The organism is Haloarchaeobius ordinarius, assembly GCF_051801355.1.
In the GTDB taxonomy this organism is placed as follows: Archaea; Halobacteriota; Halobacteria; order Halobacteriales; family Natrialbaceae; genus Haloarchaeobius.
In genome coordinates, this window is the sequence record NZ_CP196560.1 from 1,920,190 (window position 1) to 1,939,990 (window position 19,801).

Here is a 19,801-nt window from a genome sequence, read left to right on the forward strand (position 1 = left end):
CACTGTCCGACGGTCGTCAGACGTTTCGGTTCTCACGTCGTGATAGCTACGTTTCCAGCACGGTCGCCAGAACGGATGACACCCTTTATAATCAAACCTCGAAGCGCTCCACTCGCTCGGTGGCGACGTCCGCTGGCGTGATGGTCCGCCCGTCGACCTCGACGGGTTCTCCCCCGGCGAGCCGCCCGAATGCGGGCCCTTCGGGGACACCTGCTTCGTGGGCCAGTTCGGGGTCGAACCCGTAGGCCCGGGCGACGACCTCGTCGCCAGTGCGCTCGACCTCGTCGTACTTCTCGGTGATGATGGCGACGAGTTCGTCGACGAACGCGTCGTACCCCTCCTGCGAGGTCGCTGCTCGCCCCGCGACCCGTGTCCCACTCTGGACGGTCTCGTACGCGACGAGATTGGCAGCCGCCGCCGCGAGTACCGCCTCGCGGTCGGTTCCCTGGGCCGCGTCGAGCAGGTCACCGGGAAGTGGTCGAATCTCGTACTCGTCCGTCGCAGCACCGAACCGAAGGCCGTCTTCGACCGGGCAAATGGCCTCCTCCAGCGTGGCGACGGTGTCGAGGTCCTGTTCGTCGACGGTCCGGAGCCACGTCTCGCTGACGACGCGGTAGCCGAGGTCGGCAATGACCGATTCGAGTACCGGGCGCTCGTCCTCCACGAGGGCGTACTCGGCCCCACTCTGGACGAACGCCTGGTCGAGCACGTCGCGGTGTTCCGCAGGGTGGCCGATAGCGTCGAGGCCCCAGTCCGCCGCGATGTGGCCCACCGCCCACGAAGTCTCGCGGACGACCCGTTCGAACCGCGGTACGTAGTGGCCGCCGCCGAAGCCGACGACGGTCCGTTCCCGGTGTGGGTCGACACCCCTGAGTTCGAGTATCGCCTGCGCCACTGCCCGCGCCCCCGCGGGGTCTGTCCACTGGTCTTCGTCGCTCCCGAGTTCGACGAACATCGACGGGACACCGACCCTGCTCGGGCCGTGGTGTGTGCACTCCATACCGACGCCGTACTCCTCGGGCGCGTGCTTCTCGAAGGCAGTGAGCAGTTCGGCCTGGGCGTTCGGACACGCCTCGGCGAGGCTGTCGTCGGCCCCGCCGTACTCGGCCGGGCCGAAGTTACCCGTGAAGTGGGCAGTGAGCAGCGCCCCAGTCTCGCCAGCGTGGCGTGAGGCGAACACGAGCAAATCGGGGTCGTCGAACGCTGCCGCGACGTCCTCGAGGTCGAGGTGGAGGTCGTCGAACTCACGGAGTTCGAACCCGTCGGTTCGGTAGACGGTCCCGCCGCCCGCACCGTCTGAAAGCGCCGTGTCCTCGGTGGGCGTCCAGTCGGCGAGGTCGAGCAGGTGCTCGCCGATGTGTGTCGACGCGGAGTCCGCACGACTCACGACTATCGCAATCACGGCCGAGCGTTAGCGAAGCGAAAACAAGTGGGTATCGGGTCGCGCCGAGCGTCGGTCAGTCCGAGTGGTCGGGGACGGGGGCGTCACCACCCATCGACTCCCGGGCCCGATTCGCGGTGCGCTGGAAGGTGCGTGCGAGTTCGTCGCGGCGCTGCCAGAACATGACGAGTGCGATGACGACGTAGAGGGCGGTGTAGCCGTAGAGGATATCCATGCTGAGTGCCTCCGCCTCGCTCCCCGACATCGTCAGGATGATGGCCGACTCGGCGGCGACCTGCGAGACGAACAGGACCAGCAAGAGTACGGCCTCTCTGACGCTGATCTCGAAGTTCGTGATGATGGCGATGGCGAAGAGACTCTGTGCGGCCGTGATCCAGATTTCGGCCGCCTGTTTCTCGTCGAACGGGAGCGTCCCGACGTCACCGAGGGCGATGCTGTAGACGATGGCGAGGGTCCCGATGAGGAGGGTCCACTGGTTGAGCTTCGAGGAGATGAGCGCGTTGAACCCGGCGGTCGAGCGCGCCTTGTTCACGAGATAGGCGACGACGATGAGTTCGGGGCTCTCGGAGGCGAGCGGTGCCACCCACTGAATCATGAAGAACGGCGGTGCACCGAGGTCCTTCCCGATGAGCTCCAGCCCGTGTGCGAACGGATGGACGGCGGTGTAGATGATGACACCGGAGTAGAGGAACAGCGTGATGGACGAGAGCGACCGGTAGGCGAAGGGGAGGTTCTGGAGGTACGCGGGCACGCCGACTTGCTCTTCGTGTTCCTCGACGTCGCCCCGGACGATGATGACGATGTAGGCGACGTAGAGACCGAGGAGGACGATGGTGTCTGCGATGCCGATGCCGCCGTTCAGCGGCACGAGGAAGGCAAAGAGGGTCGCGCCGAGGAGGAAGACGAGTTCCAGACCGAGGTCACGGTCCAGCGAGACGGTGTTCCTGAGGAAGCCGTCTCTCTTGGTGACGGCGGGGTCACTGGCGGATGCCGCCCGGTAGACGGTGAACAGGGCGATACCGGACCAGCCGAGGCCGATGAGGATGCGGTTCGCACCCGTCATGTTCGCGACCGCGAGGTTCGCGTCGTGACAGGCCGCGGCGACCGGAGTCGCGCCGTTCTCTATCTGCTGTTTCGTGAACTGGGCGCAGGCTTCGGTTGTCGCACCGCCGTCACCGGCACCGAAGGCGTAGAGGGCGTCGACCGCGTACTCGGGGGCCACCGCGAGCACCGCGAGGACGGCGATTGCGAACGCGCGTGGCACGTCTTTCTCTGCGGTTTCGGCACCCCACGCGAGCATGAACGACGCGCCGAGGACGGAGAGGCCACTTACTGCGACCGTCATGAACGGGGAGAAACCGAACGCTTCGGGACCACCCAGCAGTTCCACGCCGACCCACGGGGCTGTGAGCAACGCCGCGAAGACGAGGGCAGCCAGCGGGTGCTGGAGTCGTTGCCTAATCATACCTGAAGGGTTCGCAATCGCGTAGGTAATGCTTGCGGTTTGGTCAAGGTGTTTGTATCAGTTGCTCACATGATCCGGGAGAAGACGATGCTGGGCGGTGACGGCGCTCTCGTCGACCTGGTATCCTGCGCATCATTTTAGTACCGACTCGGCCAATCTCTATCGAGAGACATGTTCGAGCAAGTCGTTATCGCAGTAGACGGGAGTGGCTGTGCGACCCGTGCCGCCGAGGCCGGTATCGGACTCGCAGCGACCTACGGTGGCAGGGTCACAGCCGTCGCCGCAGCGCACGAAGAACTCGACGAGGAGGACGCACGGTCCGTCGTCGAAGCGGTCGAAAAGCTGGGTGCAGAGTCCGGGGTGCCCGTCGAGGCGCACGTCGTGGCCGACCGGCCCTCGACAGCGATCGTCGACCTCGCGAACCGGGTCGACGCGGGACTCGTCGTGATGGGACGGCACGGGAACGGCGGCATCAGAGAGCGACTGTTCGGGAGCGTCACCAACCGCGTCCTCAGGACGGCCGAGCGGGACGTGTTGACGGTCCCCGGTGGCGACGAGCACGTGGGGGACTACGAGACCATCCTCATGCCGACCGACGGGAGCGATGCCGCGAGTGAAGCCGTCGCTCCCGCGGCAGACCTCGCAGACCGATACGGCGCAGCGTTACACGTCCTCAACGTGGTCGACGTCCGCCGCGAAGCGGGCCCGTTCAGTGCTGGCGGTGTCGACCAGGAGTACGTCGACGGCCTGCTGGAGAAGGCGATGGAGAATCTGGAAGCACTGGCCGACGACTATGCGGCCCTCACCGACACCGACGTCGAGTTCGAGTTGGCGACGCGGTCGGGCATCCCGAGCGAGGGTATCGCAGCCTACGTCGACGAACAGGACGTCGACCTGGTCGTCATCGCCTCGACCGGTGAGTCGAGCCTCGCAGGGCAGTTCCTCGGGAGCACGGCCGACCGTGTTCTTCGACTCGTCGACGAGCCAGTCCTCGTCGTCCACCCCGAGCGCTGAGCGGGTACTCTCGGCACCTTCGGGACTGTCGAGCGAGTGCTGCCGGCGGCGGACGATTTTTGCCTCCCCGATACATCCGCACCGCGTATGCAGGTTTTCGGACTCGTGGGGAACCCCGTCGGACACTCGTTGTCGCCCCCGATGCACGAGGCGGCATACGAGTGCCACGGGATGGATGCACGGTACGTGACGTTCGAACCGGAACCGGCGGCGCTCGAAACCGCAATCGAGGGGGCAGAGGCGCTTGGAATCAGTGGGCTGAACGTCACCATCCCGTTCAAGCAGGACGTCCTCTCCCTCGTCGAGCCCGACGAACTCGCGGACCGAATCGGGGCGGTGAACACCATCGACTTCTCGGGCGACCAGCCGACCGGCCACAACACTGACGCTGACGGTGCTCGCCGCGCCCTCGAAGAACAGGGTGACGCGGAACTCGACGGAGCGACTGCGGTCGTCGTCGGGGCCGGCGGCGCTGGCCGGGCGGTCGCCTTCGCGCTGGCGGACGCTGGCAGCACGGTCCACGTGGTCAACCGGACCGTCGAGCGTGCGACCGCCCTCGCAGCGGACGTGCCGGGTGCCAGTGGCCACGGTCTCGACGCGCTCATGGACCTCGTCCCCGATGCCGACGTGCTGGTCAACGCGACCAGTGTCGGTATGGAGGAGGACGCCTCGCCCGTTCCGCAGACCGCCCTCCACGGGAATCTGGTCGTCCTCGACGCGGTGTACAGTCCGTTGGAGACGCGGTTGCTCCGTGATGCCGCCGACTGCGGTGCCACGACGGTCGACGGCGCGTGGATGTTGTTGTATCAGGGGGCTATCGCGTTCGAGCGGTGGACCGGGCGCGATGCACCCATCACAGAGATGAACGAAGCCCTGCGAACTGGCTTGCGAGGCGACAGGTAGCGGGTTTAAGTGCCGTCACCCGATACTCACCTGTAATGGCACTGCTCAAGAAGTTGAAGTCGCTGTTGGGGCTGGACGACGATTCGCAGCCACGGTCGTCCCGGGACGTCGGTGTCACCGTGGAGAAAGAGCGGCGCGAGCCCTCGACGGCGGCCGAGACGACGAGTACCGAAGCGGCAGGTGTGGAGTCCGAAACTGTGGAGGAGACGGTTTCCGAGGCCGAACCGGCGACCTCGGAGACGGCCGGAGTGGAGGCGTCCGTCGAGGCATCGGAGGCCGAGGAGCCAGTGGCCGAGGCGGAGACCGAAGCCGAGGAACCAGCGGCAGAGAGCGAACCGGAGACCGAATCTGCCGGGGGTGTCGAGGAAGCGGAACCCGAGTCGACCGGGTCCGAAGCGGAACCCGAACCCACCGAGGCTGAAGCGGAACCCGAGTCGACCGAGACCGAAGCGGAACCCGAACCGGCGGAACCGACCGACGACATCAAGGGTATCGGCCCGGCCTACGCCGAGCGACTCGCCAACGCGGGTATCGAGACTGTCGCCGACCTCGCGAAGGCGGACCCGGAGGCCGTCGCCGAAGAGACGGATATCTCTTCCACCCGCATCGAACAATGGGTGAAGCGGGCCAAAGCACGCCGCTAGGGCAGAAACCGCAACACGGTTACGTCCAGTTCTCTATCCTCCGGACATGACCGACCCCCGCGTCGTGACCAGCCGTCGAGCGTTCGCCTCGACGGCGGCGGACGCTCCGCCGGGGGCACGCGTCCCGGTCGAGGTCCGGGTACGCGTCGACGACCCGTTCGATGCCTATCAGCGGGCCCGCGGCGACGAGTGGAACGCTTACGTGGAGACTACCGGCGGCCAGCCCGGCTGGGGCTACTTCGCGGTCGACCCCATCGACGCGATGACCGTCTCGGCCGAGGCCGAACGACGGTCGACAGGCCCTGACACGGCACCGTCGCCGACGCTCGCTGCATTGCAAGGACTCCTCGACGACGAGACGCTCGTCCGCGGTGACTGTACCGTTCCGTATCCCTGTGGGGCCATCGGCTGGCTCTCGTACGACGTCGCCCGCGAACTCGAATCTCTGCCCGAATCGGCGGTCGACGACAGGCACCTCCCACATCTGCAGGTCGGGGTGTACGACCGCATCGCCGCGTGGGAAGAACCACGGGAAGACGAGACGACACTCCGAATCACGGCCTGTCCGACCATCGACGAGGACGACGACGTCGACGAGGTTTACGACCGTGGCCGGGACCACGCACTCGACCTTGCGAACCGCGCGACGACGGGTGACCGCGCTGTCTGTACTCCGCCTGTCGAACAGGACGACGCCACTTTCGAAAGCGACTGCGGTCGCGAGGCGTACGCCGACCGGGTCCGCCGCGTGAAGGAGTACGTTCACGCCGGCGACACGTTCCAGGCGAACGTCTCCCAGCGACTGGTCGCCCCGGCGGCCGTGCACCCGGTCGCGGCCTACGATGCGCTCCGGACGGTGAACCCGGCACCGTACTCCGGCCTGTTCGAGTTCCCGGGTGTCGACCTCGTCAGCGCCAGCCCGGAACTCCTGCTCGACCGCGATGGCGACGCGGTGCGAACCGAGCCCATCGCTGGAACGCGGCCCCGGGGACACACACCGGAGGAAGACGACGACCTCGCGGCTGACCTGACCAGTGACGAGAAAGAGCGCGCCGAACACGCGATGCTGGTCGACCTCGAACGCAACGACCTCGGGAAAGTCTGTGCGTTCGGCACCGTCGAGGTATCCGAGTACCGGCGGGTCGACCGATACTCGGAGGTGATGCACCTCGTCTCGAACGTCACCGGTGACCTCCGGGACGAGGCGACGCTCGCCGACGCCATCGCCGCGGTGTTCCCCGGCGGCACGATAACCGGCGCGCCGAAGCCGCGGACGATGGAGATAATCGACGAACTCGAAGCGACCCGACGCGGCCCGTACACCGGGAGCATGGGACTGTTCGGGTTCGACGACCGCGCGACGCTCAACATCGTGATTCGGACGCTCGTTCGGACCGGAGACGAGTATCACCTCCGCGTCGGCGCGGGAATCGTCCACGATTCGGTTCCAGAACGCGAGTACGAGGAGACGCTCGACAAGGCTCGTGCGCTCGTCACGGCGGTCGACGAGGCACTGGGTGACCGTGCAGGGTTGACAGTCCAGGGGGCAGACGATGACTGAGATACTCGTCGTGGACAACTACGACTCGTTCGTCTACAACCTCGTCCAGTACGTCGGCGAGCTGGCGGACAGCGTGGTCGTCCGGCGGAACGACGCCATCGACGTGGCGGGTATCGAAGAACTCGACCCGGACGGTATCGTCGTCTCACCGGGCCCCGGGACGCCCGCCGAGGCAGGTGTCTCCATTCCGGTGTTCCGCGACCTCGACTATCCGACACTGGGGGTCTGTCTGGGCCATCAGGCGCTGTGTGCGGCCAACGGTGCGCCGGTCGTTCACGCCCCCGACGTCGTCCACGGGAAGCCGTCGGTCATCACTCACGACGGTGAGGGCATCTTCTCGGCGGTACCGGAGCGAATTCGCGTCGGGCGATACCACTCGCTGGCGGTCGAGCGCGACGACCTGCCCGGGTCGCTGGTCGAGACCGCTGCGACCGACGACGAGCGCGACGTGTTGATGGCAGTCCGCCACCGCGAGAAGCCACACGTCGGCGTGCAGTTCCACCCCGAGAGCATCCTCACGGGCGACGTGAGCGAACCAGAAGCCGGCGCGCACCTGTCGCTCCGCGTCGGCAAGCGACTCGTGGCGACCTTCATCGACCAATGCGATACCACGTAGACGGCGACCTCGTCCCGGCCGAAGACGCGAGCGTCAGCGTCCGCGACCGGGGGTTCCAGTACGGCGACGCGGCGTTCGAGACGATGCGCGCCTACGGCGGCGACGTGTTCGAGTGGGACGCACACGCCACCCGGTTGCGCCGCTCCTGCGACACGCTCGGCTTCGACCACGGGTTCTCGGACGACGAGCTTCGGCGTCGCATCGACGAGACGCTCGCGGCGAACGACCTGACCGAGGCGTACGTCAAACTCTCCGTGACGCGCGGCATCCAGCCGGGGACACTCGCCCCGCAGCCGGAAGTCGACCCGACGGTCGTCGTCGTCGTGAAACCTCTGCCCAGAGGCGGGAACGGAAGCGAGCCGGTCTGGGACGGTCCGGCCGTGCTCCAGACGACGAAAACGCGAAAGCCGCCGGCCAACGCGCTCCCGCCCCATGCGAAGACCCACAACTACCTGAATGGCATCCTCGCGCGGAACGAACTCGTGGCGGGAGCCGACGAGGCCATCCTCCGCGACCAGGAGGGCAACGTCTGTGAAGGGGCGACGAGCAACCTCTTCTTCGTGAACGAGCACGGCCTGCATACCCCGAGCGCGGAGCTACCGCTCCTGCCTGGTATCACCCGGAAGGTCGTGCTCGAACTCGCCGACGAAGAGGGGATTCCGGTGTGGGAGGACCGGTACGCGCTGGAGGACGTGCGGACTGCCGACGAGGCGTTCCTGACGAACTCGACGTGGGAGATTCGGCCGGTGGCGACGGTCGACGGACTCGACGTGGGTGGCGGCCCCGTCACCGACCTGCTCCGGAGCACGTTCGACACGCTCGTCGAGCGTCGTCACTACAGCGGAGAGCGACTGGAACCGGACTCGTCGGAGACGGCGGAGTCGGTCAGCGAGCCATCGTCGACGGAGTCGGCCGACGAGTCGTCGATGGAATAGCGAACAGGCGACGCGAGTTCGAGACCACGCACGGGAGCGTCGCGCAACCGCGGACCGGCGCGTGGCGGGTCAGTGCACGCCGACCCTGGCCGCGGCTTTCTACTTGAATTCCCGCTGGGGTTCACGTCCCGCCCACGTCGACGCGCTCGACGCCGTCGATTTCGAGGACGAGGTCCTTGCCGTAGGCGGTCGAGGGTGTCTGGTAGCCGAGTTCGACGTCGCCATCCAGTGCGCGTTTCGCGATGAGGAGGGCGGTGTCACGGGTCAGCGCGTACCCGTTGGGCGTCTCCAGTCGGGAGACGACCCGCCGGTCCCCGTCGGTGGCCTCGCCCCATATCTCGCCGCGACCCTCGCGGAGTTGTTCCTCGTCGGGGCCGTCCACGCGCCAGTTCACGAGCAACTTCAGGAGTTTCTGGACCGGAGCGGTGCCCAGAACCGGGGTGAGCTTCCGGAGCTTCCGGAGGCGACCGATGGTCTTCGGGTGGGTTTCGGAGTACACCTTGATGTTGGGGACACCGGTCGAATGGTAAGCCGTGTAGACGTCGCCCCAGGGGATGGTCATCGCGCTGCGCTCGCCGTAACTGAACTCGATTTCGCGGTCTTCGTACGCCTGCGGGACCTGGACGAGCTCGCCGTCTTCCCGAACCACACCACCCGAAGCGAGGTTCTCGACCATCGTCAGCGCGGTCCCGCGGGACATCCCGCCGAGGCCACCGAGAGCGAGCGAGAGGGACGACGCGCTCGGGAGGCGGTCGTGGAGGTGCGCGGCGAGGCAGTCCGAGGGGACCACGTCGAAGCCGACGCCCGGGAGGAGCATGACGCCCGCCGCGGTCGCCTCGTCGTCGCGCGTGGCGATGTCGCGGAACACCCGCCACTCGCCGGTGATGTCGAGATAGTGCGTGCCGGTCTGGATGCAGCCGTCGACGATGGGGTCGGCGGTGTGGGCGAACGGCCCGGCGCAGTTCAGCACCACTTCGACGCCTTCGAGGTAGTCCCTGACGGTCTGGGCGTTCTTCGCCTCGAAGACGCGAGCCCGACAGCCCAGTTCTTCGGCCTGTTCGTGGACCGACTCGGCGGTTCGCCCGGCGAGAATCGGGTCGAGGCCGTCGACGGTGGCCTGCTGGGCGATCAGCCGCCCGGTGTAGCCGTAGGAGCCGTAGATGAGTGGGTCGCGCATAGGTGACACGCCTCACGCCGCGGACATAAGGATGCGTGAACCCGCTGCCACGACCGTGGCGTTCAAATCGGTTCGCGCGTTACCGCAATTGCATGGATGCGGAGAGTCGCGTGACGACGGTCGCAGAGGTGCCCGAAGACGGGACCTTCCTGTTCACCGTGATGGAGGGGTTCGACGAGCGCGAGGTCGTCCTCACGAAACTCGGCGACGGGACGGTGGAAGCCTACCTGAACTACTGTCAGCACTGGACGGACGTTCGGCTCGACAAGGGTTCCGGCGGGACGGTCCGGGACGACGAACTGGTGTGTACGAGACACGCAGCGACCTTCCGCAAGGACGACGGCGTTTGCACGTTCGGTCCCTGCGAGGGTGCGGTGCTCGAACCGGTCGACGTGACGGTCGAGGATGGCGAGGTGTACCTGACCGACGACGACTACCGGTTCGACCACGTCGGACAGGCCAGCGATATCGACCGCTCTTCCGGTGGGCGAATCGGGTTCGACGGGCCCTGAGAGCCCGGCAGCTGTCGGTGGATTACTCTACCACGAACGCCGGTTCTTCGAGCGATTCGCTCTTGCACTCCGGGCAGCGTGAGGGACGGTTCAGGAGGTCGTCGAAGTCCGTGAACCCGCATTCCCGACATTCTGGCGGTGCCACGAGCAACTCCTCCTCGGCGTTGTCGAGCGACCGGGAGATGTGTTCGACGTGACGGAGCGCGGTGCCTGCTGTCACGTCGAACTCCGTGGCGAGCGCGCTGGGGGTCGACGCGCCCTCGCGTAGTCTGTCGGTGATGCGCTGGCGGGTGGTTTCGTCGGCCTGGCGCATGGGCGTGAGTCGGACCCACGCAGGTAAATCTCTTGTTCCCACCGTGGGTAGGAGTCGAGGATGCGACGGCGGACGTACCTGGCGGGCGTCGGGAGTGCTGTGGGACCGGTGAGCGGGCTGGCGGGCTGTCTGGGCGGACCCAGCGGTTCCCCGGACGCTTCCGAAGTCGCCGTGCCGACCCCGGACCGTCGCCAACTCTGTGGAATGTATCGGAAATTTGATGAACGAGGATGTCGAGGCGGGGTGGCGTCGGCGCACCTGTGCTCGAATTGCGACGAATCTGGCCGCCCCAAGCGGCGAACGACTGGAACTCGGTGTGGGCCGCGAGGACGGGACTCTCCGTATCTGGCCGACATAAAAGACAAAGACCTTAGTACCGCGAACAGAACGCGCGAGTATGAAAGCCGTCGTTCTCGCCGGAGGGTACGCGACCCGTCTATGGCCCATCACCAAACATCGACCGAAGATGTTCCTGCCCGTCGGTGATTCGACAGTTATCGACCAGATCTTCGCCGAACTGGAAGGCGACGACCGCATCGACGAGGTGTTCGTGAGCACGAACGAGAAGTTCGCACCCGAGTTCGAGACGCACCTCGAACAGGCCGACTTCGAGAAGCCGACACTCTCCATCGAAGACACCTCGGAGGAGGACGAGAAGTTCGGGGTCATCGGTGCACTCGCCCAGCTCGTCGAGCGCGAGGGCGTCGACGAGGACCTCCTCGTCATCGCCGGTGACAACCTCATCAGTTTCGACGTCTCCGAGTTCGTCGACTTCTTCCAGGCGAAGGATTCGCCGTGTATCGCCGCCTACGACGTCGGGTCGAAGGAACTCGCGAAGTCCTACGGTCTCGTCGAACTCGACGGCGAGCAGATCGTCGACTTCCAGGAGAAGCCCGACGACCCCAAGAGTACGCTCGTCTCCATCGCCTGCTACGCCTTCACCCGGGACACCGTCGGGCTACTGGAGGAGTACCTCGCGGGGGACAACAATCCAGACGAACCGGGCTGGTTCATCCAGTGGCTCCAGAACCGTGAACCGACGTACGCCTTCACCTTCGAGGGCGCGTGGTTCGACATCGGGACACCGGAGTCCTACCTCGACGCGGTCGCGTGGTACCTCGGCGGCGAGAACTACGTCGCGGAGTCGGCCGAACTCGACGGGACGACTCTCGGTGAGAACGTCCACGTGATGGCCGGTGCCGAACTCGTCGACAGTCACGTCGATGGGTCGGTCATCTTCCCGAACGCGACCATCGAGGACTCGGACATCCGTGACTCTATCATCGACGAGAACACGCACCTCGACAATCTCGACCTCGCGGGCGCACTCATCGGTGCGCACACCCACATCACGAACGGGCACTGAACTGCCGTCTTCTCAGAACCCGTCGGTTCACTCGCCGCGGTCGCGCTCCCACTCCGGGGGTGGGTCGCGCACGTCGGCACTCTCTTTCGCGACGATGCGCAGGTAGATAGCGGTGACACTGCCGAGAACGACGACGGCCCCGACCAGCAGGTAGACGACGAGCGTGCCGGTCTCGTTCAGGGCGAGCGTCGAGAGGAGAAGCAACAACAGCAGTCCGGAGCCGGCGATGACCGCGATGGCCTTGCGGAACGAGAGGAGGTGGCCGATGAGGTCGCTCATGTGGTGGGAGTCTGTGCGAGTCGGATTGACTGTTTGGGTCCGGCGTGACGTGCCGGGCGGTGGGTGAGGGTTTGGGATGGCTGTTCTGTGGAGAGATGGTGTTGGTGGCGGCGAGCAGGGGACGACTGGCCGTGGTGGCGGCGAGCGGTTCACTCGTGCCGAGTGGGGTGGAGACCGCGACACTTCGTGCCACGCGACTCAGCACGCTCGTCGGCGCGCGCCAGAGAGAAAGAAAGGGAATCGAGGCGATGAGGTGGGCCGGGTATGGGACCGCCTTACAGCAGGCCGAGTTCTTCGAGGTCCGCTTCGAGCGCGGCGGTGTCTTCGGCGTCCATCGTGGTGAGGGGGTCGCGCAGGTCGCCCGCGTCGAAGCCTTTCAGGGTGAGGGCGGTCTTCACGCCGGCCATGTACGGGCCGCGCTTGAGGGCGTCGCGGATGTCGTAGACGTGACTCTGGAGTTCGCGGGCGCGGGCTTCGTCGCCCTCGTCGTAGGCGTCGTAGAGGTCGACCACGATTTCGGGGAACACGTTGGCGACGGCGGAGACCATCCCGGTGCAGCCGATTTCGAGGCCGGGGAACAGCAAGGAGTCCGACCCGGAGAGGAAGGTCAGTTCGGGGTTGGCGTCGATGGCCTGCCCGAGCCACGGGACGTTCTTGCTGGAGTCCTTGATGCCAGCGATGTTGTCGATTCGGGCGAGTTCGTCCACGGTGTCCAGCGAGAGGCTGTTGCCGGTCTTCGAGGGGATGTGGTAGACGTACACCGGGAGGTCAGTCGCCTCGCAAACGCGGCGGTAGTGCCGGAGTGCGGCGTCGTGGTCGAGCGGGAAGTAGTACGGCGTGACGACGACCAGGCCGTCGGCACCGGCCTGGTCGGCGGCTTCGGCCCGGCGGACCGTCTGGTGGGTGCTGGGTGCGCCGACGCCGGCGATGACGGGGACCTCGCCGCCGACCGCGTCGACGACGGCCTCGATGGCCCGGTCGCTCTCCTCGCCGCCGAGCATCGGCCCCTCGCCGTTGGTCCCGAGCGGGAACACGCCGTGTGCGCCGCCGTCGACGACGTACTCCGCGTGGGCCGCCGTCTGTTCGTAGTCGACCGATTCGTCCTCGTCGAATACCGTGACCGTCGGCGGGACGACGCCGTGGATGTCGAGGGGGTCGTCGCTGCCGGGTGTGGGTGCGTGGCTGACCATGTGGCTAACTAATTACACGGAACCGAGTTAATTGTTGCTGTGCTCGTTCCAGCGACTGCGGACCGTCTTCGCGAGCGGGCGGGCGACCAGCACGACCGCGAGGACGGCGAAGACCGCCAGCAGTCGAAGGTCGACGGGTGCCGTGCCGGTCGCGGCGCGTGCGGACTGGGCGATGACCATGTACATCAGGACCCACGGGGTGATACCGATGGCCGTCCCGAATACGAACGAGCCCACCGGGACGTTCGAGAGGCCCGCCCCGTAGGAGACGACGTCCGCCGGGGTGGGCGTGAGCCGGATGGCGATCATCCCCCGCAGGCCGCCAGTGGCGTCGAACGCGTCGCTTCCGAACTTCCGGAACCGCCCGATGATGACCGAATCGCCGTCGTAACGCCGCGCGAGCAGGTACGGTGGCAGGGAGGTGAAGACGGTCCCGACGATAGCGATGGGGAAGCCGAGCCAGCCAAAGCGGAGCAGGATTATCAGCGAGAACAGGCTCACCGGGAGCGCGAGGAACGGCCTGATGAGGTAGGCGACGACCAGCGCGAGGAGGAAGACGTAGTCGTTCTCGACGGCCGCGACCAGCCCGGAGACGTCGCCTTCGAGGAGGGTTCGCCCGACGAGCGCGGCGCTGACCAGCGCGAGGAGGACGAGGGCCGTCCGGCGGGACGCCTGCATGCCTCGAATCGAAGGGCAGGCCCCACTTGACGGTTGCGAGACGGAGCGAGGAGCGAGCCTGGCGACCTTACGACAGGCCAGCGAGGCGGTTCAGTGCGTAGACGGTCCGGAGCATCTCGGCCGACTTCCCGCGGTCGAAGACGAGTTCGTCGGTCGAGAGGACGAAGTCGAGCACGTCGCTGGAGGCGTGCTCCGGGGCCGCGCCGATGCCCGAATCGGTCTCGGCGGCCCAGCGCATCACCCGCAGGTCGGACTTCGAGTCGCCCATCACGAGCGCGAAGGGGTCCTCGACGCCGAGTACGTCGAGGGCGGCCTCGACGCCGGCGACCTTGTCGAGTTCGAGGCTGGTGACCTCGGCCGCGTCGGCCTCGTAGTAGGCCACGTCGATGCGCTCGAAGGTGTCCCGGACCGCGTCTGGCATCGCGTCGAGGTCCACGTCGGGGAAGCCGCCCTCGCGTTCGAGGACGCCGCGAATCTCGGGGTCGGCCTTCCCGTAGTACCGGCGGGACCAGTCGGCCGCCGCCTCGGGGTCTGTGTCGGTCGCACGCGCCACGGCCTCGCCCACGAGGTCGAGCTGGTAGACCAGCGCCTCGTCGATTATCTCTCGGGCGCGCTTGCTGCCGGTCTCGAAGTTCGGCTTGAGAGTGACGTTGAACTCGTTGCCCTGCAGGTGACAGCCGTGGCGGATGCTCTCGGGGGCGTCCGTGAGGACGCGGGCGCGCACGTCGTCGAACACGTCACGCACCGAGTCGTCGAGGTCCTCGTACAGCAACTGCTTGGTGTCCGCGCCGTGTCCTGGCGTGAACACGCCGTTGCCGGCCTCGTAGACGATGCTCAGGTCACCGGAGTGGACGACTTCGCTCCCGAGCCCCTGTATCATGAAGCCCTTGACGTTCTCCAGGGTCTGGCCGGTACAGATGACGATGGGGACCCCGTCCTCGTGGAACTCGGTGAGCAGGTGCAGGGTCTCCCGGGGAATCTCGTTGTCGGTGTTGCCGGCCGAGCGCAACGTCTCGTCCACGTCGAGCACGAGGACGTTCACCGCGCGCCCGTACTTCGAGTAGAGGTCGAGGGCGGTGAACGCCTGGTCGCGGGTGGCGCGCGCGGCGACTTCGGCGAAGGTCTCACCGGCGGCGAACGCCTCGCGAACCTCGGCCTTTCGGGTCTCGAGTTCGTCGCTCGCGTCCTGCCAGTGGGAGAGTGCGACGCGCGAGTCCACCGGGGGAAACACGTCGACGAACTCCTGATAGTCGCGCAAGGTCGCGGTGTCGAAATCGTCGTACAGCTGGTAGAGTAGGTCGTATCGTTCCATGGCTAACAGTCCGGTTCGAAGGGCACGGATAAAACGGTGGATGCTGGCACGGGATGTGATGTGGCTGCAGTCACCTGCTGTGCGCGGTTGGGTGGTGTGTTGGGGGCACCCGCCGAATCGCGGGCCAGGTGGCATCCACCGTCGTTCTAGATGTTTACTCGCAAGAGAATAAATCTTTTGTCGGTGGGGGTCCTTGGAGAGCATATGCAAGCAGTCGCAGTTCGACGGGGCGAGACCGACCCCGTCGTGATAGAGAAACCGCGGCCCGAACCGGGACCAGGCGAAGCCCTCCTCCGGACACTGCGGGTCGGTATCGACGGGACGGACCACGAAGTTCTCAACGGCGGCCACGGCGGCTTCCCGGCCGGCGAGGACCACCTCGTCATCGGGCACGAGGCCGTCGGCGTGGTCGAAGACCCCAACGGCACCGATTTCGAGGTCGGTGACGTCGTCGTGCCGACGGTGCGGCGCGCGCCCAATGGCACGAACGAGTACTTCGAGCGGGGCGAGCCGGACATGGCCCCCGACGGACAGTACTTCGAGCGTGGCATCGTCGGCGCACACGGGTTCATGAGTGAGTACTTCACCAGCCCGGCGGCGTCCCTCGTCTCACTGCCGCGTGAGATGGCCGACCTCGGCTTCCTCGTCGAGCCGGTCAGCATCTCCGAGAAGGCGTTCGAGCACGCGTTCGCCTCGCGGAGCGCGTTCGAGTGGAACCCCGAGTCGGCGATGGTCCTCGGCAACGGGAGTCTCGGCCTGCTCACGCTCGCCATGCTCGAAACGAGCGACACCTTCGAGCGGAACTACTGTCTCGGTCGTCGCGACCGGCCGGACCCGACCATCGACATCATCGAGAAGCTCGGCGGCACGTACGTCGACTCGCGCGAGACGCCGGTTTCCTCGGTCCCGGCCGCCCACGAACCGATGGACTTCGTCTACGAGGCGACCGGGTACGCGCCCCACGCCTTCGAGACCATCGAGGCGCTCGCGCCCAACGGCGTCGGCGCGCTGCTCGGCGTCCCCACCGACTGGGAGTTCGAGGTCGACGGCGGCCGCCTCCACCGCGAGTTCGTCCTCCACAACAAGGCGCTCGTCGGCAGCGTCAACTCCCACGTCGGCCACTTCGAGGCCGCCGTCGACCGGCTACAGGACCTCCCCGAGTGGTTCTTCGACGACCTCGTCACCGGTGTGTACGGACTCGACGACCTCGACGCGGCCTTTGCGGACGACGATAGCACTATAAAAACGGCCATCGAATTCGACCGTATATGAAGAACGTCGACGACCTCATCGAGAGTGCCGCCGAGCTCGCAGACCGTGGCCTGTCGAAGGGTGAAATCGCAGACGAACTGAACGTCTCGCGTGAGACCGCCTCCTGGCTGGTCGAGCGCTCGGGTAGCTCACCCTCGCAGTCGAACACGGCGGAGACGGCCGCCACGGGCGGCCCCCACGACATCCACGTGGACTGGTCCGCCATCGGCCGAGACAGCTTCCGCCTCGAAGCCGTCACCTCCGCGATGGCCGACCTGCTCGTCAAGCAGGGCGAGGAGGTCGACCTCACCATCGGCATCGAGAAAGCGGGCGCACCCATCGCGACCCACATCGCACGCGACCTCGACACCGACCTCGCGTCGTACGCGCCGCGCAAGCACCAGTGGGACGAGGGTGACCTCGAAGACCTCGGTGGGTCGTTCTCCCGGAACTTCGCCCAGATTCGCGGTCGTGACTGCTACGTGGTCGACGACACCATCACGAGCGGGACGACGATGACCGAGACAATCGAGGCCATCCGCGAGCAGGGTGGCAACCCGGTCGCCGCCTGCGTCCTCGTGGACAAGCAGGGACTGGACGAGGTCGAGGGCGTCCCGGTCTACTCGCTGTTGCAGGTCATCACCGTCGGCAGCGACGACTGAGCGGTCGTCGAGAACTGCCTCTCTCCGGTCGACTCCCGGATAAACCCTCCAGTACGCTGTTCTCCCCGGCAGAACGCACTTGTAGAACTGTCAGGTAGTGCGTGCCATGTCCCCGGAACACTCCCGCCGGTCCCTCCTCGCGAGCCTCGGGTCGCTTGCGCTCGCCGGGTGTGTGAGCGACAGCACCGGTGACGGGGCCACGACGAAGCCCACGGCGGCAACGACGTCCGAACAACCGACGACCACCGGTGGACCCGAGACACCGGAACAGATAGCGAGTTCCTGGCCGATGCCCGCCGCCGACTCTGGCCGAAGCAACTCCGCGCCCGATGCGACGGGGCCGACCACGCCGGTCGCGGAACTCTGGCGGACCACGCTTCCGGCGTCTCTCTCCAGCCCGGTTCTCGCGGACGGAGTGCTCTACGCCGGGGGAGACGATGGAGTAGTACGCGCACTCGATGCGCGAACGGGGGATGCCCGCTGGGAGCAGTCGGTCGGCTCCGCGGTCGGGACACCATGGCTGTACCAGGGACAGCTGTTCGTTCCCACGTCGGGCGCCATCGTCGTGCTCGTCGCCGGTGACGGTACGGAACAGTGGCGCGTCGACACCCCCGACCGGGCCGCGATGCTGGTCGCCTCTCACGGCGTGTACTGGCTCGAGCGCACGTCGCCAACGGTCGTCGCACTGGCCCTCGCGGACGGGAGCGAACGCTGGCGAACTGCAGTCACAGACCCCTGGGAGCCGACTATGCTCGCGGGCGAAGACGCCGTGTTCGTCTCCAGCGGGACGTCCGATAGTCGGTTCTGGCGACTCGCCGCGGACACCGGTGACCTGCTGGGAGAGGACCCCCGTTCCGGAGCCGACTTCCCGGCCGAGCAGTGCTATCGGGATGGGACGGTGTTCGCCGTCGACGGGTTCTTCGGCGGGGTCCGGGCGACTCCCGTCCGCGACGACGGGGACGGGTGGCGACAGAGCGATGTCCCGCCCGCAGGCGGCGCAGGGGGACTGAGCGCGGGTACAGAGCACGTGTTCTACACCTCGAATAACGAAACGAGCCAGGTCTTCGCGCTGTCGAAGACCGACGGCACGGTGGCGTGGACTGCTGACCTGGGAGCGGCGCTCTCGGGTCGGCCCGTGGTCGCGGGCGAGGCGATTCTGGTCACGACCAGAGACGGCCTTCGCTGCCTCGACCCTGCGGACGGAACCACGCGGTGGACCGCATCGAGCGTTGGTCCCGACGCTGCCGTGGTCGTGGCCGACGACATGCTGTTCACGACGCAGGCCGACACCGTGCGGGCGCTCCGGCCAGTCTGAGCCGGGTCCCTCCCGACGCGTGCGACGCAACTTCTTTCCGCGCCGGTTTCGTACCCCGGTGTATGACGTTCGACCCCAACCAGAGTCTTCCTCAGGACGAAGTCGACGAGACCGTGCGCGAGGCCATCGAGAACAACGAGGTCGTGCTGTTCATGAAAGGCACCGAGGTGATGCCCCAGTGTGGCTACTCCGACCGGGCACTCGGCCTCATCCGCCAGTACCGCGACGACTACGAGACCGTCGACGTGCTCCGGTCGCTCGACGAGTTCCGGGCCGCACTCTCCGAGCACTCGGGCTGGGAGACCATCCCGCAGACGTACGTGAACGGCGAGTTCGTCGGGGGGAGCGACGTCCTCGCGGAACTCGAAGAGCGGGGAGAACTGGAAGAAACGCTAACCGTCTGAGACGAAACCGCAGTTTTTCTCGTTCCCGATTGAAATAAACAGCAGGTCATTTAAACTCTACGCCCCTACGTACAGGCAAGCGGTTGGCTATTCGACGGCGCCGTGATACCCCCCTTCACTATGTCAGCAGAAAACTCCGGCCAAGTATTCCGGTTGCATTCCACACTGGAACTACCGCTCGAGACAGTTCGGGACTTCCTGAACAGCGACCCAGAAATGCCCGACGGCATCGAATCCGTCGACCTGACCCGACGTAACAACACCCTGATTCTCAAGGCTATCGCATCGGACAACAGCCTGAGCAAGTACACCCCGACGGCCCAGCTGAAAGCCAGCGTCACCGAGAACCGGGTGTACGAGGAGGACCCAGACGAGCGACGGGGTCCGCGCTGGGGTGAGGAGGAAGAAGAGGAGATTCCGTCCGAACTCGTGGAGTTCGCCGCGTTCAAGGGCGACCGCGAGACGGTGCTCCAGAACTCTCTGCTCCAGTACGAGATGTTCAAGGTCCTCTGTGACATCGCGCGAGAAGCAGAGAAGGGCACCTTGACGGCCATCACGGCACTCGACGGCGAACTCGAGGCGACGCGCATCGTCGACGGTGAGGACCGACCCGCGACCATCGAGGTCGTCGAAGGTCGCAACGAGAGCAAGGCAGCGAGCAACGGCGTGAACTGGCGCGACAACAAGTTCATCAGCTAACGACACGGCTGGCTCTCTGTGCGACAACTTGTCGCCCCAACGGCATTTTCCCAGAGAGCGCGACGCTTCAGGTGGTTGATACCCGGTCACTTCCGGACAGTAA

At 66.4% G+C, this 19,801-nt stretch carries 21 protein-coding genes; 13 read left to right on the plus strand and 8 right to left on the minus strand.

What is annotated here, in order from left to right; all coding sequences use genetic code 11:
* Positions 1 to 91: 91 nt before the first annotated feature.
* Both ACSC1R_RS09975 and ACSC1R_RS09980 read right to left on the minus strand, forming a co-directional pair.
* A complete protein-coding gene (locus ACSC1R_RS09975) occupies positions 92 to 1,402 on the minus strand; it encodes a D-aminoacyl-tRNA deacylase (RefSeq protein ID WP_439025593.1) in 1,311 nt (436 codons plus the stop codon).
* A 55-nt stretch (positions 1,403 to 1,457) separates the two neighbouring features.
* A complete protein-coding gene (locus ACSC1R_RS09980; RefSeq protein ID WP_439025594.1) occupies positions 1,458 to 2,867 on the minus strand; it encodes a sodium:calcium antiporter in 1,410 nt (469 codons plus the stop codon).
* Between the two features lie 171 nt (positions 2,868 to 3,038).
* On the opposite strand from ACSC1R_RS09980, the gene ACSC1R_RS09985 reads away from it, so the two are divergent.
* The 6 genes from ACSC1R_RS09985 (at position 3,039) to ACSC1R_RS10010 (ending at position 8,540) form a co-directional block, all read left to right on the plus strand.
* Positions 3,039 to 3,881: a universal stress protein gene (locus ACSC1R_RS09985; RefSeq protein WP_439025595.1), complete on the plus strand. Its 843-nt coding sequence runs from the start codon at positions 3,039 to 3,041 to the stop codon at positions 3,879 to 3,881.
* Between the two features lie 87 nt (positions 3,882 to 3,968).
* Positions 3,969 to 4,784: a shikimate dehydrogenase gene (locus ACSC1R_RS09990; RefSeq protein ID WP_439025596.1), complete on the plus strand. Its 816-nt coding sequence runs from the start codon at positions 3,969 to 3,971 to the stop codon at positions 4,782 to 4,784.
* Between the two features lie 35 nt (positions 4,785 to 4,819).
* The gene (locus ACSC1R_RS09995; RefSeq protein ID WP_439025597.1) at positions 4,820 to 5,428 is read left to right on the plus strand and encodes a helix-hairpin-helix domain-containing protein; all 609 of its coding nucleotides are present in this window, start codon (positions 4,820 to 4,822) and stop codon (positions 5,426 to 5,428) included.
* A gap of 46 nt (positions 5,429 to 5,474) precedes the next feature.
* Entirely contained in the window at positions 5,475 to 6,989 is a 1,515-nt protein-coding gene (gene pabB, locus ACSC1R_RS10000) for an aminodeoxychorismate synthase, component I (RefSeq protein WP_439025598.1), read from the plus strand.
* Positions 6,982 to 7,605: an anthranilate synthase component II gene (locus tag ACSC1R_RS10005; protein WP_439025599.1), complete on the plus strand. Its 624-nt coding sequence runs from the start codon at positions 6,982 to 6,984 to the stop codon at positions 7,603 to 7,605. Before pabB ends, ACSC1R_RS10005 begins: the two co-directional genes overlap by 8 nt.
* Positions 7,590 to 8,540, plus strand: coding sequence for an aminotransferase class IV (locus ACSC1R_RS10010; RefSeq protein WP_439025600.1), 951 nt, complete (start codon positions 7,590 to 7,592; stop codon positions 8,538 to 8,540). The genes ACSC1R_RS10005 and ACSC1R_RS10010 overlap by 16 nt, the downstream gene beginning before the upstream one ends.
* A 121-nt stretch (positions 8,541 to 8,661) precedes the next feature.
* Here ACSC1R_RS10010 and ACSC1R_RS10015 read toward each other — a convergent pair whose 3' ends face one another.
* On the minus strand, positions 8,662 to 9,717 hold the full coding sequence (locus ACSC1R_RS10015) for a saccharopine dehydrogenase family protein (protein WP_439025601.1): 1,056 nt from the start codon (positions 9,715 to 9,717) through the stop codon (positions 8,662 to 8,664).
* A 92-nt stretch (positions 9,718 to 9,809) separates the two neighbouring features.
* On the opposite strand from ACSC1R_RS10015, the gene ACSC1R_RS10020 reads away from it, so the two are divergent.
* Positions 9,810 to 10,229, plus strand: a complete 420-nt coding sequence (locus ACSC1R_RS10020; protein ID WP_439025602.1) for a Rieske (2Fe-2S) protein — start codon at positions 9,810 to 9,812, stop codon at positions 10,227 to 10,229.
* Positions 10,230 to 10,251: 22 nt separating this feature from the next.
* On the opposite strand, the gene ACSC1R_RS10025 is transcribed toward ACSC1R_RS10020, so the two are convergent.
* A complete protein-coding gene (locus ACSC1R_RS10025) occupies positions 10,252 to 10,542 on the minus strand; it encodes a transcriptional regulator (RefSeq protein ID WP_439025603.1) in 291 nt (96 codons plus the stop codon).
* A gap of 397 nt (positions 10,543 to 10,939) precedes the next feature.
* On the opposite strand from ACSC1R_RS10025, the gene ACSC1R_RS10030 reads away from it, so the two are divergent.
* On the plus strand, positions 10,940 to 11,908 hold the full coding sequence (locus tag ACSC1R_RS10030) for a sugar phosphate nucleotidyltransferase (protein WP_439025604.1): 969 nt from the start codon (positions 10,940 to 10,942) through the stop codon (positions 11,906 to 11,908).
* 27 nt (positions 11,909 to 11,935) lie between these two features.
* On the opposite strand, the gene ACSC1R_RS10035 is transcribed toward ACSC1R_RS10030, so the two are convergent.
* The 4 genes from ACSC1R_RS10035 to ACSC1R_RS10050 form a co-directional block, all read right to left on the minus strand.
* Entirely contained in the window at positions 11,936 to 12,187 is a 252-nt protein-coding gene (locus ACSC1R_RS10035) for a hypothetical protein (RefSeq protein WP_439025605.1), read from the minus strand.
* A gap of 275 nt (positions 12,188 to 12,462) precedes the next feature.
* On the minus strand, positions 12,463 to 13,377 hold the full coding sequence (locus tag ACSC1R_RS10040; protein ID WP_439025606.1) for a dihydrodipicolinate synthase family protein: 915 nt from the start codon (positions 13,375 to 13,377) through the stop codon (positions 12,463 to 12,465).
* A gap of 27 nt (positions 13,378 to 13,404) precedes the next feature.
* Positions 13,405 to 14,055, minus strand: a complete 651-nt coding sequence (locus ACSC1R_RS10045; protein ID WP_439025607.1) for a TVP38/TMEM64 family protein — start codon at positions 14,053 to 14,055, stop codon at positions 13,405 to 13,407.
* Positions 14,056 to 14,122: 67 nt separating this feature from the next.
* Positions 14,123 to 15,367, minus strand: coding sequence for an HAD family hydrolase (locus ACSC1R_RS10050; RefSeq protein WP_439025608.1), 1,245 nt, complete (start codon positions 15,365 to 15,367; stop codon positions 14,123 to 14,125).
* Positions 15,368 to 15,571: 204 nt separating this feature from the next.
* Between ACSC1R_RS10050 and ACSC1R_RS10055 the strand changes: the two genes are divergently transcribed.
* The 5 genes from ACSC1R_RS10055 (at position 15,572) to ACSC1R_RS10075 (ending at position 19,698) form a co-directional block, all read left to right on the plus strand.
* A complete protein-coding gene (locus ACSC1R_RS10055) occupies positions 15,572 to 16,639 on the plus strand; it encodes a glucose 1-dehydrogenase (protein ID WP_439025609.1) in 1,068 nt (355 codons plus the stop codon).
* On the plus strand, positions 16,636 to 17,280 hold the full coding sequence (gene gfcR, locus ACSC1R_RS10060; RefSeq protein ID WP_439025610.1) for a transcriptional regulator GfcR: 645 nt from the start codon (positions 16,636 to 16,638) through the stop codon (positions 17,278 to 17,280). Before ACSC1R_RS10055 ends, gfcR begins: the two co-directional genes overlap by 4 nt.
* Before the next feature lie 106 nt (positions 17,281 to 17,386).
* Positions 17,387 to 18,595, plus strand: coding sequence for an outer membrane protein assembly factor BamB family protein (locus ACSC1R_RS10065; RefSeq protein WP_439025611.1), 1,209 nt, complete (start codon positions 17,387 to 17,389; stop codon positions 18,593 to 18,595).
* A 62-nt stretch (positions 18,596 to 18,657) separates the two neighbouring features.
* Positions 18,658 to 18,999: a glutaredoxin family protein gene (locus ACSC1R_RS10070; RefSeq protein ID WP_439025612.1), complete on the plus strand. Its 342-nt coding sequence runs from the start codon at positions 18,658 to 18,660 to the stop codon at positions 18,997 to 18,999.
* A 120-nt stretch (positions 19,000 to 19,119) separates the two neighbouring features.
* Positions 19,120 to 19,698: a DUF7110 family protein gene (locus ACSC1R_RS10075; RefSeq protein ID WP_439025613.1), complete on the plus strand. Its 579-nt coding sequence runs from the start codon at positions 19,120 to 19,122 to the stop codon at positions 19,696 to 19,698.
* The last annotated feature ends 103 nt before the right edge of the window (positions 19,699 to 19,801 follow it).

What these genes read in the sequence shown, in the direction of transcription:
- ACSC1R_RS09980 (WP_439025594.1), bottom strand. Translation starts at nt 2,867, where the DNA reads ATGATTAGGCAACGACTCCAGCACCCGCTGGCTGCCCTCGTCTTCGCG.
- ACSC1R_RS09985 (WP_439025595.1), top strand. Translation starts at nt 3,039, where the DNA reads ATGTTCGAGCAAGTCGTTATCGCAGTAGACGGGAGTGGCTGTGCGACC.
- ACSC1R_RS09990 (WP_439025596.1), top strand. Translation starts at nt 3,969, where the DNA reads ATGCAGGTTTTCGGACTCGTGGGGAACCCCGTCGGACACTCGTTGTCG.
- ACSC1R_RS09995 (WP_439025597.1), top strand. Translation starts at nt 4,820, where the DNA reads ATGGCACTGCTCAAGAAGTTGAAGTCGCTGTTGGGGCTGGACGACGAT.
- pabB (WP_439025598.1), top strand. Translation starts at nt 5,475, where the DNA reads ATGACCGACCCCCGCGTCGTGACCAGCCGTCGAGCGTTCGCCTCGACG.
- ACSC1R_RS10005 (WP_439025599.1), top strand. Translation starts at nt 6,982, where the DNA reads ATGACTGAGATACTCGTCGTGGACAACTACGACTCGTTCGTCTACAAC.
- ACSC1R_RS10010 (WP_439025600.1), top strand. Translation starts at nt 7,590, where the DNA reads ATGCGATACCACGTAGACGGCGACCTCGTCCCGGCCGAAGACGCGAGC.
- ACSC1R_RS10015 (WP_439025601.1), bottom strand. Translation starts at nt 9,717, where the DNA reads ATGCGCGACCCACTCATCTACGGCTCCTACGGCTACACCGGGCGGCTG.
- ACSC1R_RS10020 (WP_439025602.1), top strand. Translation starts at nt 9,810, where the DNA reads ATGGATGCGGAGAGTCGCGTGACGACGGTCGCAGAGGTGCCCGAAGAC.
- ACSC1R_RS10025 (WP_439025603.1), bottom strand. Translation starts at nt 10,542, where the DNA reads ATGCGCCAGGCCGACGAAACCACCCGCCAGCGCATCACCGACAGACTA.
- ACSC1R_RS10030 (WP_439025604.1), top strand. Translation starts at nt 10,940, where the DNA reads ATGAAAGCCGTCGTTCTCGCCGGAGGGTACGCGACCCGTCTATGGCCC.
- ACSC1R_RS10035 (WP_439025605.1), bottom strand. Translation starts at nt 12,187, where the DNA reads ATGAGCGACCTCATCGGCCACCTCCTCTCGTTCCGCAAGGCCATCGCG.
- ACSC1R_RS10040 (WP_439025606.1), bottom strand. Translation starts at nt 13,377, where the DNA reads ATGGTCAGCCACGCACCCACACCCGGCAGCGACGACCCCCTCGACATC.
- ACSC1R_RS10045 (WP_439025607.1), bottom strand. Translation starts at nt 14,055, where the DNA reads ATGCAGGCGTCCCGCCGGACGGCCCTCGTCCTCCTCGCGCTGGTCAGC.
- ACSC1R_RS10050 (WP_439025608.1), bottom strand. Translation starts at nt 15,367, where the DNA reads ATGGAACGATACGACCTACTCTACCAGCTGTACGACGATTTCGACACC.
- ACSC1R_RS10055 (WP_439025609.1), top strand. Translation starts at nt 15,572, where the DNA reads ATGCAAGCAGTCGCAGTTCGACGGGGCGAGACCGACCCCGTCGTGATA.
- gfcR (WP_439025610.1), top strand. Translation starts at nt 16,636, where the DNA reads ATGAAGAACGTCGACGACCTCATCGAGAGTGCCGCCGAGCTCGCAGAC.
- ACSC1R_RS10065 (WP_439025611.1), top strand. Translation starts at nt 17,387, where the DNA reads ATGTCCCCGGAACACTCCCGCCGGTCCCTCCTCGCGAGCCTCGGGTCG.
- ACSC1R_RS10070 (WP_439025612.1), top strand. Translation starts at nt 18,658, where the DNA reads ATGACGTTCGACCCCAACCAGAGTCTTCCTCAGGACGAAGTCGACGAG.
- ACSC1R_RS10075 (WP_439025613.1), top strand. Translation starts at nt 19,120, where the DNA reads ATGTCAGCAGAAAACTCCGGCCAAGTATTCCGGTTGCATTCCACACTG.